This window comes from Neobacillus cucumis (assembly GCF_002860255.1).
Taxonomy (GTDB): domain Bacteria; phylum Bacillota; class Bacilli; order Bacillales; family Cytobacillaceae; genus Neobacillus; species Neobacillus cucumis_A.
Map to the genome: position 1 here is coordinate 95,396 of NZ_PGVE01000090.1, position 13,587 is coordinate 108,982.

19 protein-coding genes are annotated in these 13,587 nt (G+C 37.2%); 1 reads left to right on the top strand and 18 read right to left on the bottom strand.

Going from position 1 to position 13,587, the window contains the following annotated elements; all coding sequences use genetic code 11:
* Positions 1-7 precede the first annotated feature (7 nt).
* The 9 genes from accB to spoIIIAA form a co-directional block, all read right to left on the bottom strand.
* The gene (gene accB, locus CVD27_RS23855) at positions 8-523 is read right to left on the bottom strand and encodes an acetyl-CoA carboxylase biotin carboxyl carrier protein (protein ID WP_101651107.1); all 516 of its coding nucleotides are present in this window, start codon (positions 521-523) and stop codon (positions 8-10) included.
* A 239-nt stretch (positions 524-762) separates the two neighbouring features.
* Positions 763-1,320, bottom strand: a complete 558-nt coding sequence (locus CVD27_RS23860) for a SpoIIIAH-like family protein (RefSeq protein ID WP_101651109.1) — start codon at positions 1,318-1,320, stop codon at positions 763-765.
* Between the two features lie 15 nt (positions 1,321-1,335).
* Positions 1,336-1,986, bottom strand: coding sequence for a stage III sporulation protein AG (gene spoIIIAG / locus CVD27_RS23865; protein ID WP_101651111.1), 651 nt, complete (start codon positions 1,984-1,986; stop codon positions 1,336-1,338).
* On the bottom strand, positions 1,979-2,608 hold the full coding sequence (gene spoIIIAF / locus CVD27_RS23870) for a stage III sporulation protein AF (protein ID WP_101651113.1): 630 nt from the start codon (positions 2,606-2,608) through the stop codon (positions 1,979-1,981). The genes spoIIIAG and spoIIIAF overlap by 8 nt, the downstream gene beginning before the upstream one ends.
* An 11-nt stretch (positions 2,609-2,619) precedes the next feature.
* On the bottom strand, positions 2,620-3,819 hold the full coding sequence (gene spoIIIAE / locus CVD27_RS23875; protein WP_101651115.1) for a stage III sporulation protein AE: 1,200 nt from the start codon (positions 3,817-3,819) through the stop codon (positions 2,620-2,622).
* A gap of 27 nt (positions 3,820-3,846) precedes the next feature.
* Entirely contained in the window at positions 3,847-4,236 is a 390-nt protein-coding gene (gene spoIIIAD / locus CVD27_RS23880) for a stage III sporulation protein AD (RefSeq protein WP_374703102.1), read from the bottom strand.
* A gap of 17 nt (positions 4,237-4,253) precedes the next feature.
* Entirely contained in the window at positions 4,254-4,457 is a 204-nt protein-coding gene (gene spoIIIAC, locus CVD27_RS23885) for a stage III sporulation protein AC (protein WP_026572556.1), read from the bottom strand.
* Between the two features lie 11 nt (positions 4,458-4,468).
* The gene (gene spoIIIAB, locus CVD27_RS23890; RefSeq protein WP_101651119.1) at positions 4,469-4,984 is read right to left on the bottom strand and encodes a stage III sporulation protein SpoIIIAB; all 516 of its coding nucleotides are present in this window, start codon (positions 4,982-4,984) and stop codon (positions 4,469-4,471) included.
* 1 nt (position 4,985) lies between these two features.
* Positions 4,986-5,909: a stage III sporulation protein AA gene (spoIIIAA, locus tag CVD27_RS23895; RefSeq protein ID WP_101651121.1), complete on the bottom strand. Its 924-nt coding sequence runs from the start codon at positions 5,907-5,909 to the stop codon at positions 4,986-4,988.
* A 210-nt stretch (positions 5,910-6,119) separates the two neighbouring features.
* Here spoIIIAA and CVD27_RS23900 point away from each other — a divergent pair, with 210 nt between their 5' ends.
* Positions 6,120-6,782 (top strand): SIMPL domain-containing protein, encoded by a 663-nt coding sequence (locus CVD27_RS23900; RefSeq protein WP_101651123.1) that lies wholly within the window; start codon positions 6,120-6,122, stop codon positions 6,780-6,782.
* Positions 6,783-6,850: 68 nt separating this feature from the next.
* Here CVD27_RS23900 and CVD27_RS23905 read toward each other — a convergent pair whose 3' ends face one another.
* Genes CVD27_RS23905 through CVD27_RS23945 form a run of 9 tightly spaced genes read right to left on the bottom strand, consistent with a single transcriptional unit; the run spans position 6,851 to position 13,580 of the window.
* Entirely contained in the window at positions 6,851-7,360 is a 510-nt protein-coding gene (locus tag CVD27_RS23905) for a TlpA family protein disulfide reductase (RefSeq protein WP_101651125.1), read from the bottom strand.
* Positions 7,361-7,396: 36 nt separating this feature from the next.
* Complete coding sequence (locus tag CVD27_RS23910; protein ID WP_257984470.1) at positions 7,397-7,531, bottom strand: CcmD family protein; 135 nt, start codon at positions 7,529-7,531, stop codon at positions 7,397-7,399.
* A 9-nt stretch (positions 7,532-7,540) separates the two neighbouring features.
* Complete coding sequence (locus CVD27_RS23915; protein ID WP_101651129.1) at positions 7,541-8,302, bottom strand: cytochrome c biogenesis protein; 762 nt, start codon at positions 8,300-8,302, stop codon at positions 7,541-7,543.
* A gap of 3 nt (positions 8,303-8,305) precedes the next feature.
* On the bottom strand, positions 8,306-8,986 hold the full coding sequence (locus tag CVD27_RS23920) for a heme exporter protein CcmB (protein WP_101651131.1): 681 nt from the start codon (positions 8,984-8,986) through the stop codon (positions 8,306-8,308).
* Positions 8,983-9,687, bottom strand: coding sequence for an ABC transporter ATP-binding protein (locus CVD27_RS23925; protein WP_101651133.1), 705 nt, complete (start codon positions 9,685-9,687; stop codon positions 8,983-8,985). Before CVD27_RS23925 ends, CVD27_RS23920 begins: the two co-directional genes overlap by 4 nt.
* Before the next feature lie 23 nt (positions 9,688-9,710).
* Complete coding sequence (locus CVD27_RS23930) at positions 9,711-10,706, bottom strand: hypothetical protein (RefSeq protein ID WP_101651135.1); 996 nt, start codon at positions 10,704-10,706, stop codon at positions 9,711-9,713.
* Positions 10,703-11,077, bottom strand: a complete 375-nt coding sequence (locus tag CVD27_RS23935) for a hypothetical protein (protein ID WP_101651137.1) — start codon at positions 11,075-11,077, stop codon at positions 10,703-10,705. The genes CVD27_RS23930 and CVD27_RS23935 overlap by 4 nt, the downstream gene beginning before the upstream one ends.
* Before the next feature lie 14 nt (positions 11,078-11,091).
* The gene (locus CVD27_RS23940) at positions 11,092-11,595 is read right to left on the bottom strand and encodes a cytochrome c-type biogenesis protein (RefSeq protein WP_101651139.1); all 504 of its coding nucleotides are present in this window, start codon (positions 11,593-11,595) and stop codon (positions 11,092-11,094) included.
* Between the two features lie 2 nt (positions 11,596-11,597).
* Complete coding sequence (locus tag CVD27_RS23945; protein ID WP_101651141.1) at positions 11,598-13,580, bottom strand: heme lyase CcmF/NrfE family subunit; 1,983 nt, start codon at positions 13,578-13,580, stop codon at positions 11,598-11,600.
* Between the last annotated feature and the right edge of the window lie 7 nt (positions 13,581-13,587).

The following is a 13,587-nucleotide window of genomic DNA, read 5'->3' on the forward strand; positions in this document are numbered from 1 at the left end:
TCGCTCCTTATTCCGGTTTTACTAGAAATAACGGCTGACCATATTCAACTAATTGGCCATTTTTAACCAATACTTCTACGATTTCCCCGTCTACTTCTGCCTCAATTTCATTAAATAATTTCATCGCTTCTACGATACAAACGATGGAATCCTTTGACACTCGGTCTCCTGCTTTTACATATACATCAGTATCTGGAGTTGGTGACGCATAGAAGGTTCCAACCATTGGTGATGTAATTTTGTGTAAATTAGCTTGTACTGCTGCTTCATTTACTGGTGCTTTCCCTGTTTCCAGTGCAGCTTCTTGGACTTGAACAGCAGGTGCTGGCTGTGCCGCAGGGACTGTTTTTACAGCTGGGATTAAGTCAGCTTCCTGTGGGAATGAAGACACCTGGGAAACAATAGTAGTTGAATTATTTTTCTTCATTTGAATTTTTGAACCATCAATTTCATATACAAATTCATCGATACTGGATTGATCAACTAATTTAATCAATTCGCGAATTTCTTGTACTTTTAACATTGAGTAACACTCCTTGTACAACTTTAATTAGTACTAACTACTAATACTATACGATAATAGCTAGTAAAAGTTCAATAATCTTAATTGAATTTCAAAAAGGCCTTCCTCTTTATATTAAACTTTTTTGATAAAAAAAAGAAATTTTTACGGTTGCACCTTTTCAAATGATGATTTTTACCTATTAATGATAAGTGTAAACATAAAAAAAGGAAAGCCAATGACTTTCCCTTTTTAAGGTATTATTTTGCAGGCTGATATTCAACTGCTACATAATTAGTTTCATCAATCTCTTTCTTCACTTCGAGCATAATCTTATTAGCATCTGAAACTGAAGGCTTCTTTTTTGCCTTCACTGTAACGATTACCTTTGCGCCATCTGCTCTAACAAGAACATCTTCATATCCCATTGTTTTAATAAAGGTTTCAAGTAACTCTTCGCTTTGCGCAATTTGATTTAGTTTATCCATTTGGTCTTTGACCTTGCTTTTTTCATCCGGAGAGAGATCAGTTGAAGCTAATTCGCTTGTTAATTCTTCCTGCTTTTGGCTGCGTAAGTCTTCAAGTTTCATCCGTAGTTCTTCAAATGCAACATCACCGGCAACACTGGATACAACCGTTTTCCCACTGTTTTCCTTTGTTTCCGATTTTGAATTACTTAGATTTTGATCTTTTGCCTTTTGTTGAACTGCAGTCAAATCGGTGCTCTTTTGCTCTGGTGATGTAATATAGTATACTGATAAGACCACTACTAAACTTAACATTGTTAATAACCAAACTGTTTGTTTTTTCAAAAGCATTTTATTTTTCCCCCTTTATTTTTTAGGCATGACAGCTACTCGATGGCTAGGTACTCCCAAAGCCCTAGTAACTGCTTCCTTAATCCATTTTTTTACTTCAATATTATCGGCACCCTTGGCTACAACCAGTACCCCTCGAATATCGGGTTTTTTTGTTTCTACAACAATAGGAACCTCTTTTTCTCCATTTCGAACAATAACGAGTTGTTCGTCTGTAGAGGAATCAACTACCTTCCGCTGTCCGCCTTCACGATCTGTTTCATCCGTTGTTTGCGATTTTGTGACCTTATTTTTTTCAAGTACTTTCTTATCAGTTGAATCTATTGTCACCACAACAGTAACGTCATCTACACCGAGCATTTCCTCTAAAGCCTTCTTCATTTGGTTTTCATACTTTTCTTCATATTCAGCAATGACTTTATTCTCTGAAGATTTTTTAATTCCAAATGTGGGAACGTCTTCAGAGGCCACTTTATTATTTGTTGATGCAGGCTGCGCTTGCGAACCAGTATGATCCTTGAAAACAATGTTACCTACAAGCATAAAGGCGGCTCCAATACAGAGGACCAATAGCATATACTGATATTTACCAGGTTTCTTTTCGCCCTTATCTTCAGGTTTTATTAATTTTTTGAGCCACGATAGTGGTCCTGGTTTGTTATCCATTATTCTTTTCACTCCCCCCTTCAATCGAGACCTCTACTGTTTTCTCTGATACATTCCATTTCTTTGACAGAAATGAAGCAATTTTTTCTGTTTCTTCTTTTGATCCATTAGATGAAAGAGGTTTTTCTGTGTTTATTTCGACGGGCTTAATTGCTTCGACTGTCTTCACACCATTTTCAGGCTGTTTTAGAAGAACCGTAACCTTTTGGAGGTTTTCAGGGAATGCTTTGTCGCTTTCTTCGTTTACTGCTAGGTCAATTTTATCTATCTCCAATCCGTATTGATTCATCAACTCCTCCTTAACATCCTTTTTTAGCTGGACAGCCATTTCTTCTAAAATATATGCATGTTGAGAGGCTTGTATTTCTTTTTTCTTTAAATCTATTGAATTTTTCATATTTTTTTCTCCAGGAACTTGATATGAAGGGATGGAACTCATTGTCGTTTCAAAATCCTTGGAGATGAGTTTGAAGATAGGAGTTAGAATAATCGCAATTAAGAGCAGCCCGGTAACCATCTTGGTATATTTCTGCATACTGGAGTTTGGAAGAAGCATATCGATGACAGTAGCCAACAGGATAAAAAGGATAATATTAGTTACCCATTCTTTTAAGAAATCCATGTCTTCCCTCCTTATCTCATCATCATCGTTAAATTTCCTGCTGCAACGATGACCGTAATACTTAAAAAGAACATAAGTGAGACAATTCCCAACGCTGCAAAAACATAGATGACACTTTTACTGATAATATCCAAACATTTAATAACGGGCCCGCCCCCTAAGGGCTGTAGGATAGCAGCTGCAAATTTATAAATAAATGAAATCATTAATATTTTTAATGCTGGAAAAGCCACGATAATTAACAAAATGGCGACCCCTGCTATTCCAACAGTATTTTTTAACAGTACCGACGCACTAACCACTGTATCTGTTGCATCAGTAAACATTCTTCCAATTACAGGAATAAAATTACCAGTAACAAACTTTGCCGTTCTGATGGCTACTCCATCGGTAACTGCCGCTGATGCCCCTTGAACTGAAATAACGCCAAGAAACACTGTTAAGAAAAGTCCCATTAAGCCAATACTCCAATTTCGAAGCAGGGCGGCTAACTGTGAAACTTTGTAATGTTCAGACATGGTACTAACAATACTCAGCAAAGTCGCTAAAAAGAGGAGGGGAAGAATAATATATTGCATGATTAATCCGCTAGAATTCATTAGGAATAGGATGACTGGGTGAAAAAAGGCAGCAGATACAACTCCTCCTGATGCTGCAATTAATGCAAGCAGGAGAGGAACAAGTGCCAAAACGAATGAGATCATCGTTCCAATAGCCTCATTTGTATAGCTGATTGCAATGTGGAAACTATTAAGCGCTAAAATAACCAGGACCATATAAATGATCGAATAGGCCACTTTACTAATCGTGCTCTTTTCAAAAGCATTCTGCATCGATTGAAGGAACATGCTGAAAATAGTTAACAAGATTAAGGAACCCAATAACTTGCCATTCGCTACAAACTCATGAAAAGCAAACTTAAGTACTCCTTGTCCCCATTGTTTAAAAGAAAACTTCTTGTCGCCTTTAATGAAATCATAAAGACTGCCTTTTTGACTTTCAGGAAGAAAACCTCCATATTTATTAGTTATATCCTCCCAATATTGTTGAAGTTCACTTAAATCCAACGTTTCAACCTGTTGATCTACCAATTCTTGCGCCGAAAGTGCTGCCTGATTGTCTTTAGATTCTTCGGCAGCTTGTACATTTGGAAGATAAAAAAATAAGATTACTAGAACTATAATAGGAATAAACTGCAGCTTTTGCTTCATTACTACACCTCTTTTTAGGGGCTGTCCTCAACTTGGAATTAGTTTAATGATTGTTTCGATCAATACTGTTAATATTGGGATTGACATGGCTAAGATGATAATTTTTCCCGCTAATTCTATCTTCGAAGCAATGGCGCCTTGACCAGCATCTTTTGTAATCTGTGTGGCAAATTCCGCAATGTAAGCAATTCCAATAATTTTAAGGATGGTCTCAACATAAACCATATTTACCTTTGCGTTGACTGCCAGTTTTTCAAGCATGTGAATAATTTCAAAAATTTTATCAACTAAAAAGAGAAAGATGGCACAGCCTACAAAAACAACTAAGAGAAAAGCAAAATTAGGTTTCTGTTCTTTGATAATTAAAGCAAGAAAAGTGGCGATTAGGGCAACACCGACTATTTTAATGATTTCAATGGCTACACCCCCCCTTTCTATTGAAACAAGAATACCGATTTTATTTTTTGGAATAGATCATCTACTATCGTAGCGACTTGGAACAAAATATAGATAAATCCAAATAACGTTACCCATTGGGCGTATTCTTTTTTACCGACCTGATCTAAAACAGTATGCAAAAAGGCAACAACGATCCCAACCCCTGCAATTTTAAAAATGATATCCACCTCTAAACCCATTGCTTTCCCCCCTAAAATAGTAAAATAATAAGTAACAATCCTGATAAGAAACCTAAACTCTTTAGCATTTTTTCATATTTTGCCTGCCGGTCAATGGCATCCGCTTCTTCTCTTTCAAGATGGGATAGTGTTAGTAAAATTTGCTTTTGCTGGGAAAAGCGATCATGACGGCCAAGTGTTTCCCCAAATTGCTTCATTATTTCAAATTCCCCTTGTTTTAAAGCCGTTAACTTCCAAATCTCTTGTAAACTAGTTTCCCAGGCGTCTTTTACGGTTGTTTCCGTATTCGTTAATTTATTCGCAAAGCCTTCAAAAAACCTGGAAAGCGGGTTAGCAAGCTGTGCTGCTAATCTTCTTGCAGCTTCATGCAAGGGCGTATGGCTATACATAATTTCAGCCTCTAGTGATTGCAGCGCTGAGCGCAATGCCCTTAACTGCTTAGGCCGATCACTAAAATTTCTTGCCGCTTCAAATCCCGTCCAGGTGGTTGCAATTATAATGATAATGGCACCAATTAACTTAATCATTTTAGGTCACGCTCACTTTTTGAGGCATTTCCTTACCATTGGCATCAAGGATACGGGTAATTGTTCCAGGTCCTGATGCCCGGCTCAGGATGACAAACCGTTCAAAAATCCTTTGATCCATAATGTCCCTTAAAGAAGGACGTTTTCGTATTTCCTCAAGGCTTGAACCGTGTGTGGTCATCATCAGCCTTATTCCAGCATGTACTGCCTCTTGAATAGCTTCAGCATCTTCCCTGCGGCCAATCTCGTCCACAATCAACACTTCCGGACTCATTGAACGGATCATCATCATCATTCCCTCAGCTTTTGGACAAGCGTCTAAAACATCGAGGCGATGGCCAAAGGTTAATTGTGGAATTCCATTAAGACTTCCCGCAATCTCACTTCGCTCATCAACAATCCCGACTTTACTTGCGCTAATACTTTTGGGGCTATACCCTGATGAGATGATTCTTGCAATATCTCTTAGTAAGGTTGTTTTTCCTGTTTGCGGGGGGCCTATAATCATGGTATGCATCCATTCTTCTTGATATATAAATGGAATAATTGACTCTGCTATTCCAACCTTCTCTCTGGCAATCCTAATATTAAAAGAGGAGATATCTCTTATCGCCTTTACTTTTCCATTTTCAAGAATGACCTTACCGGCCAAACCAATACGATGACCGCCGGAGATAGTAATATAACCGCGTTTAAGCTCTTCTTCTAGTGTATAAATGGAAAATTGACTTATTTTATTTAGAAGATGGAAGGCATCTTCTGGCTTTATAATGTACGATAAAAATCTAGGGGCACCTTTTAAAGTGATTTCAATTGGACGATTGATACGGATACGAATTTCCTCAACTTCTTCTTTTTGGTTAGGAGGGATTTGACTGATTAGACTGGCAAGATTTTTAGGTAAAAAAGTAAGAATGGTTTCCACGTAGGCTTCCTCCTCAAAATTTCCTTTCTCATTATTTAAAATGTATGCCTGCTTGGACACAATATGACATTCAAATCTGTAATTTCATCCTATTTTTCGGGTACTATTGCTAGAACAAAATACTAATAATTAATAGACTTGTTGATTACTCAGGAACATTTTCCGGGGACAGCCATATTTTATAGAAGGTAAAGAAATGAGGGGAAAAAATTGTATCATTATCATGTGCCTAATCGAAATGGATTACATCCTAAAAGCAATATAATTAAGGTAACAGGTGAAGGGGAACTTTCGATTCCTCCTGATTCAGCTTCAGTAAATTTGGGGGTTATAACAGAAATGAAGGAGCTAACAAGCGCTCAACAGCAAAATTCTGTTGAGGTGGCTAAAGTGATTAATGCACTTCAGACACTTGGAATACCTAAAAATTTAATCCAAACCTTAGATTATCGAATTGAAACGGAGTACGATTACGAACAAGGGAAACAACTTTTTCGCGGTTATAAAATTACTCATCTTTTACATGTAAAATTAGAAGAATTATCATTAGTAGGAAAAGCAGTCGATATTGCTGTTCAAAACGGAGTGAATTATGTCTCTAATGTCCAATTCAGCCTTAAAGATAAAGAAACCTATTATTTACAAGCATTGTCACTTGCACTTAATAATGCCAGTGATAAAGCTAAAACGATTGCTTCAACCTTGCATGTCACTTTACTTCCAACACCTATCATGGTAGTGGAAAGAGAACCTGCCGTTCAACCCATACCTTATTCTGCAGGAACCTTAATGAAAGGGATTAACTCAACTCCAATTGAACCTGGGCTAATTAAGGTGAAAGCGGTTATTTTAGCTGAATTTCACTATCATTGAGAATTAAAAAACTAAAGAAAAAAGGACTGATCCTAAATTAGGCATCAATCCTTTTCTTTTTAAAATTATTACTTATCATATTTTTTAGCCCAATTATACAATTGCATTTCTGTAACAGGCCCATTAAAGTGCTCTCTAATTATTCCTTGTTTATCAATAACAAAGGTTTCAGGCTGTCCGGTGACATTATACATTTTTGATACTTTGGCATTATAGTCAAATAGATAGTTCATTCCCTCTTTATTATTTTTAGTAGCTTTTTTTATCCTATCAATTGTTTCTCCACGGTTAATCATAAGAAAGGGATATTTGTCACCATAATCCTTTTGATACGATGCCAGCTCAGGGAATTCCTCTTTACAAGGTTCACACCAGCTCGCAAAATAATTAATGATGACCACCTTGCCTTTATAATCAGAGAGTTTACTTGTACCACCCTCATATTTTGGCAGTTCGAAGTTATATGCCTTATCACCGACATCTGTGCTTTTTCCTTTTGTGACCAAACTATACCCAAAAAAGCCAAACATACTTACAATTAGAATTAATACGAGTATTTTGATGACTCGCTGGTTCATCGTGTTTCCCCCTGACACTCTTGACACGGTATAAAATTACTTTTCCAGTTCCTTTAAAAACTCAATTTCCTTTTTTAGCTTTGTGTGCCTTTTTCCTAATATTAGCATGTATGCAAAAATAACTACCCAAGCAACAGAATATGCACCGTACATATATTCATAACCCATCATTTATTCCTCCTAATTTTCTTGTTCTGCTATTAATTTTTCTTTAAAGCGTTCAACCTTTATTTTCATATTTTCAAAAGATACACCCTTTTGAAGAAGGTAAGTATAAAGAATTGTGAATGCTGCGAGCGAAACAAACAAGGCTGTCAGCATGGTACCCTCAATTCCTCCCCCTTGCTGGGAAGGTCCACTGCCAAAAATGATAGGATGAAATTTTGTTTGCCACCAGCGAATGGCAAAAAATACAATTGGAACATCAGCAAAACCGATAATCCCAAATACAGCGGCAAGTCTTGCTTTTTTATCCCAAACACCATCCATTTGGCGGATCATAATATAAGCAATATAGATAAAAAATAGAATCAATGTTGTGATTAACCTTGGTTCCCAGACCCACCAAGTATTCCATGAGGATTTTGCCCAGATTGGACCTGTGGTTAAAACAATAATCGTAAAAACAACACCAATCTCTGCAGACACATATGCATATGTATCAAATATTCTTTCTCTCTTAATTAAGAATAAAATACTAAATACAAATGTAACGAAAAAGGCCATAAATGCCAGCCATGCAGAGCTAACATGAAAATAAAATATTTTTTGTGCTGCCCCCATTGTTTTTTCTTCAGCAGCATAGATAAAAATAAAATAAAGGGCAACTAACATGAAAATGACTGTTCCACCAAACAGAATACTAGAAATATTGTTTGTCTTTGTTTCAGTCAAATGAGCCCCAGGGAGTACCGCTTTCTCACGTTCGAGATTCATACTCATCACTTAAACCTCCAGCACATAGTCTATTAATAAGAAACAAACAACAAAGAAAATAAGATCATAGGCTGTAACAAGCTGGATCCAGGCTATGGCGCTAGAAAGCTTTCCCATATTTGTTAATATGATCTTTGTTGCTTGAACAACACCAATTAAGATTGGCGTTGTGATTGGAAAGAGCAACAGCGGCAGCAGCATTTCACTGCTTTTTGAATTTGACGCAAGAGCGGCTAGAAATGTCCCAATTGCGATAAATCCAAAACTTCCTAAAAAGATAACTAGAAGGAAATAAGGAAAACTGCCGAAAAATTTAAAATCAAATAATAGAAACAGGAATGGAATCGATACAACTTCAACAAGCAGCATCATCGTGAAATTGGCCAAGAACTTACCTAAATAGACACTTACTGCTTCCATTGGGGCTACTAATAACCCTTGCATGGTATCATTTCGCTGTTCTGATATAAACGATCGATTCAGTCCAAGAATACCTGCAAATACGATAATGACCCAAATGACTCCTGGAATGACAGCTTTTGTTGTATTATTAGCGGGATCAAAGGCAAAGCTGAACACAACGATTACGAGACCCGCAAAAATAATCTGTGTAGTCAATATTTGTTTCGTTTTAAGCTCGGAATATAAGTCCTTTTTTGCTAAGAAGAGGGCTGTTCGAAAGAGGTTCATGATGCTCCCTCCACTTGAAATTCATATTTTTCGGTAACAAACCTAAGATTGCGATCTTCAACTTTAAAGTCGTCCACAATGATTCCATTCTTTACAATAATCACCCGATCACAGATTTCTGCGGCTTGTTTAAAATCATGGGTAACCATTAATGTAGTCGTACCTTTTTCCTTCATCGATAAAATGACATTGTTTAATATCGAAATCGCTCCTTGATCCAAACCAGTATGAGGTTCATCTAAAAGTAATATCTCAGGTTCATGGATAATGGCCCTTGCAATAGCAATCCTCTGAATCATCCCTCGGGAAAAATTCTTGACTGGCTCATTCAAAAAGAAGGATAAGCCTACATCTTTTACAAGCTTTCTTGCTTTTTTTTCCACATCTTTCACCCCGTAGATATTCCCAAAGAATACGAGATTTTCTAACGGAGAGTAATGATCATAAAGTAAACTCGAATGAGGTAAATATCCTAATAATTTTTTTATCATTATCTGGTTTTTTCGGAGTTCCAAGCCATTGATCATCACTTGACCTGATGTGGGTTTAATTAAGGTGGCCAATACCTTAAGAAGCGTACTCTTCCCCGCTCCATTTGGTCCTAAAATGGCAACTGTTTCCCCTTTTTTTATAGAGAGGTCTACGCCACGTAAGATCAGCTTATTATCAGCTTGCTTCGTCAGCTTTTTTAATTTGATCATCAAGAGTCCCCCCTAACCTGCTATTACTCAATAAAACTACGTAAATTTAACTTAACTTGTACTAAATGCTGCTTATAAGCAGCAATCTTTGCATGGTATTCATCTTCTGTTAGTTTTCCATGATCAAAGGTTTCTTCTAGTTCAATAATCTTATCCATGATTGCTTTTTGTTTGGCAATTAACTGCTTGAATGCCTTTTCTTCTTTATCCGCTCCTAGTCTTTCTTCTTCCAGTCTAGCTTTTCTCTTAAAGTAGATAAAATAAGAAATTCCTGCAATAATGATGGCTCCAACTATAATTAGAAAGATGTGCGGATTGAAACTGTGTAATGGCGATTGAGCCCACATTCTTAGATGGCCAGGATTGTGAAAGGCAGGGGCAGTATGTGTTACACCGCTTGTACTTTCTTTGCCTGCTGTTGTTGCAGACTGTTTTGTTTCGTCTGCCGGCGGCTGAACATCCTTGTTGTAAGCAAGTGTAAAAGTCTGGTTTTCCTTCAACCCCTCAATGCTATATCCAAAATAGTTTTGGTCATCAAATTTGAAAAGCCCTTGATTCGTTGCTTCTGCACCTGTTACTTCAACACTCCCCATTCCCTCCGGTACAAGGATTTGCATCGCTCCAACAGGATAATCCATCGCTAATTTGATTTCTTTCCCTTTTGGCATTCTATAACTATATGCAAGCACAGTTGTTTGATTGGCTGGAATCGGGGTAGTTGTTATAAACCCTTTTCCGACTTGTTTAAAGGCGATTTTACTATCTAAAAAATTTAAGTCCTTCGCTTCATCAGGCAGAGTGACCTTTAATACAGCTTCACTTTTACCATCACCTTTATATTCCGCTGAAGAGTTATTTGTATAATTAACCATGTTCATCATGTTTGTTGAGCCATCTTCTGCTGGACTTACAACAAGGTAATGCATTTCAATGGATACCTCAGAATCTGTTGCTGCAAATCCATGGAAAGGAATTAGAAGTATAAGACCAAGGAGGAAAATGGTGATTTTCTTGATCACTTTCCTTCCCCCTTTTTGTTTGCATAGATTTTCATCTGGGCTTCAATTTCTTTTTCCACTTCTGCCATTAAGTCTTTATCAATACTCTGGTCCACAAATTTTTCTTCTTCTTTCATGATGCTGGCAATTTCTGTTTCATATTGCCTTTTTAAATTTTTGTAATCAGCGTGTGAAATTTTATCCATTTTGTACTCAAATTCAATTTCATTCAGCGTAGTTAAAAGAGCCTCTTTTGTTGCAGATAAATCCTGGTCGTTTGAACTAAATTGTTTAAATGTATCCCATTTAAAAAACGGAGCTAATATTAAAAGTAAACAGATTAGCGCTAATGCGGCAGTAAAAATCATGGAGATGATTGAGATATCATGCATTTTTTGTTCACATCCTAAAGATACTTTTTGCGTTCTTCATCGATCATAGAGGAAAGAATTTCTCCCTCTACTTCCTCCTCAGTGCTTTCATAATCAGTTATTACTGCTTCAGTACCTTTTCTCTTCACCCATTTGCGGATAATGAAGAACACAGCTACTGCAGCTAATCCTAATACGACAAATGGAAGAACCCAAGCTGTTAAACTAAAACCGCTCTTTTCAGGGGACGTTAAGATTTCTTCACCATAAATATTGACATAATATTGACGAATTTTATCTTTATCCCAGCCTTTATTCATCATCCCAACTAGGTCTTTTTTAAAATCTTTTGTGAGATTACAAGTGTTCGGATCACATTCATAATGATCTTGGCCACAGCCGCAAGTACAGGCAAATTGTTGTGCAACGGCTTTAAACTCTGCTGATTTATAATCAATCTGACTAGCTTCTACTCGAAGAAAAGATACTTGAAAAATAAACGCAATGACAAGGAGTCCAAGATAGAGTTTTTTCTTCATTTTTAAGACACCTCTTTGCGTACCCCTGTATATCTAGGAGTGACATTTCCATATTTTCCGTTCCACACTGCAAACAGTGCACCAATGACAATCATGAAGGAACCAAACCATAACCAATCCATCATAGGATTAATTTTGACAACAAAGGTGGCTTTTCCATCATCTTCCCAGGCACTTAAGACAATATATAAGTCTTCTTTTACAGATGAAATGATGGCTACTTCAGAAGATGGTTGCTCCCAGTTACCATAAAACACTTTTTCCGGCTGGAAGGTTCCTAGTTTTTTCCCATTTCTAAATACGGTAACGTCAGCATAAACGATATCGTTAATTCCCTCTTTCTTTTGATCGAGCCGATCATAATTAATTCGGTAATCTCTCAGCTCAATTGATTTTCCCAGCGGAACTGTTTTCATCGTTTCAACGTCATAGTTTTGTGAACCGATGATCCCCATAGTAATAAATGCAATTCCAAGATGAACTATATATCCTCCATAGCGGCGGCGGTTGCGTATCATCAGACGATATAATGCAACTGCCGCAGATTCTTTTGTCATCTTTCTTCTCGCTTTCACACCTCTATAAAACTCTAAAAAGTGGGTAATTAATAAAAGAATAATAACTCCGTATCCAATGACAGCCCATGCTTTTTGAATCCCTAACACAACCATTAAAACCATTCCTGCTACAGCAAAAATCGCCGGAATTAAGAAATTTTTCCTTAGATTTTTTACAGTAGATTTCTGCCATGCTAGAAGTGGACAGACAGCCATAACAAACATCATCGATAATAGGATGGGAGCTTCAACCTTGTTAAAGAAGGGCATACCTACAGTTACCTTAGTACCTCGGACAGCCTCAGATACTAGCGGGAATACGGTTCCCCAAAAAGTAGCAAATGCTGCACCAACTAGTAAAAGGTTGTTAACTAAGAAGCTGCTCTCTTTAGAAACAATAGAGTTAAACTCCCCTGCACTCCGTTTAAGCAAGTTATACCGGCTCATTAATACATATAGAGCCAAGATGACAGCAACACCCATAAAGATTAAGAAGTATAATCCTAGATTTGAGTTGGCAAATGCATGTACAGAAGTTAAAACACCGCTGCGCACCAGGAATGTCCCAAATAATGTCAAGGCATAGGAAACAATAATTAAGCTGATATTCCATATTTTTAACATGTTTTTTCGTTCTTGTATCATGACGGAATGCAGGAATGCCGTTGCTGTTAACCATGGCATAAACGAAGCATTCTCCACCGCATCCCATGCCCAATATCCGCCCCAGCCAAGTTCCACATAGGCCCATTGACCGCCAAAAATATTTCCAAGACTTAAAAATAACCAGGCAACGATTGTCCAACGTCTTGTCATTTTTATCCAGAAGTCATCTACATTTTTCAGGATCAAAGCTGCCATCGCAAAGGCAAATGGAATAGCGAGACCAACATACCCCAAGTAAAGTGTGACCGGATGAATAATCATCCCAGGGTTTTGAAGCATGGGATTAAGGCCTTTTCCCTCTGTTGGGACAGTATCCAATAAGACAAATGGTTTAGCGACAAATCCCAAAATGAAGAAGAAAAAAACGGCATTAGCCATTAAGATGGCAGATATGTAAGGAACCATGGGGTTTCCTTTCATCTTTCTTGAATAAGCGATCATCACCATATAAAGGGTTAAGAAAAAGGTCCATAATAGTAATGATCCAGCGTTCCCTGCCCATAAAGCAGTAAGTTTATAAATAATTGGCAGTTCACTGCTTGTATAATCAGTAACGTATTCGTATTGAAATTGAGAGGTACCTAAAAGGTAGAACATAGAAAGCATCGCCATTGCTGCACTAATAAATAGTGCGATCATCCCGCTTTTTCCACTGTTTACAAGTTTTTGATTTTTGGTACTTATTCCCAGGGTAATGATAAGTAGCGAGTATATCGCAATGACTAAACCTATATAAATGGTTGCATTGGCAAATAAATACATTTTATCA

What these genes read in the sequence shown, in the direction of transcription:
- accB (WP_101651107.1), bottom strand. Translation starts at nt 523, where the DNA reads ATGTTAAAAGTACAAGAAATTCGCGAATTGATTAAATTAGTTGATCAA.
- CVD27_RS23860 (WP_101651109.1), bottom strand. Translation starts at nt 1,320, where the DNA reads ATGCTTTTGAAAAAACAAACAGTTTGGTTATTAACAATGTTAAGTTTA.
- spoIIIAG (WP_101651111.1), bottom strand. Translation starts at nt 1,986, where the DNA reads ATGGATAACAAACCAGGACCACTATCGTGGCTCAAAAAATTAATAAAA.
- spoIIIAF (WP_101651113.1), bottom strand. Translation starts at nt 2,608, where the DNA reads ATGGATTTCTTAAAAGAATGGGTAACTAATATTATCCTTTTTATCCTG.
- spoIIIAE (WP_101651115.1), bottom strand. Translation starts at nt 3,819, where the DNA reads ATGAAGCAAAAGCTGCAGTTTATTCCTATTATAGTTCTAGTAATCTTA.
- spoIIIAC (WP_026572556.1), bottom strand. Translation starts at nt 4,457, where the DNA reads ATGGGTTTAGAGGTGGATATCATTTTTAAAATTGCAGGGGTTGGGATC.
- spoIIIAB (WP_101651119.1), bottom strand. Translation starts at nt 4,984, where the DNA reads ATGATTAAGTTAATTGGTGCCATTATCATTATAATTGCAACCACCTGG.
- CVD27_RS23905 (WP_101651125.1), bottom strand. Translation starts at nt 7,360, where the DNA reads ATGAACCAGCGAGTCATCAAAATACTCGTATTAATTCTAATTGTAAGT.
- CVD27_RS23910 (WP_257984470.1), bottom strand. Translation starts at nt 7,531, where the DNA reads ATGATGGGTTATGAATATATGTACGGTGCATATTCTGTTGCTTGGGTA.
- CVD27_RS23915 (WP_101651129.1), bottom strand. Translation starts at nt 8,302, where the DNA reads ATGAGTATGAATCTCGAACGTGAGAAAGCGGTACTCCCTGGGGCTCAT.
- CVD27_RS23920 (WP_101651131.1), bottom strand. Translation starts at nt 8,986, where the DNA reads ATGAACCTCTTTCGAACAGCCCTCTTCTTAGCAAAAAAGGACTTATAT.
- CVD27_RS23925 (WP_101651133.1), bottom strand. Translation starts at nt 9,687, where the DNA reads ATGATCAAATTAAAAAAGCTGACGAAGCAAGCTGATAATAAGCTGATC.
- CVD27_RS23935 (WP_101651137.1), bottom strand. Translation starts at nt 11,077, where the DNA reads ATGCATGATATCTCAATCATCTCCATGATTTTTACTGCCGCATTAGCG.
- CVD27_RS23940 (WP_101651139.1), bottom strand. Translation starts at nt 11,595, where the DNA reads ATGAAGAAAAAACTCTATCTTGGACTCCTTGTCATTGCGTTTATTTTT.
- CVD27_RS23945 (WP_101651141.1), bottom strand. Translation starts at nt 13,580, where the DNA reads ATGTATTTATTTGCCAATGCAACCATTTATATAGGTTTAGTCATTGCG.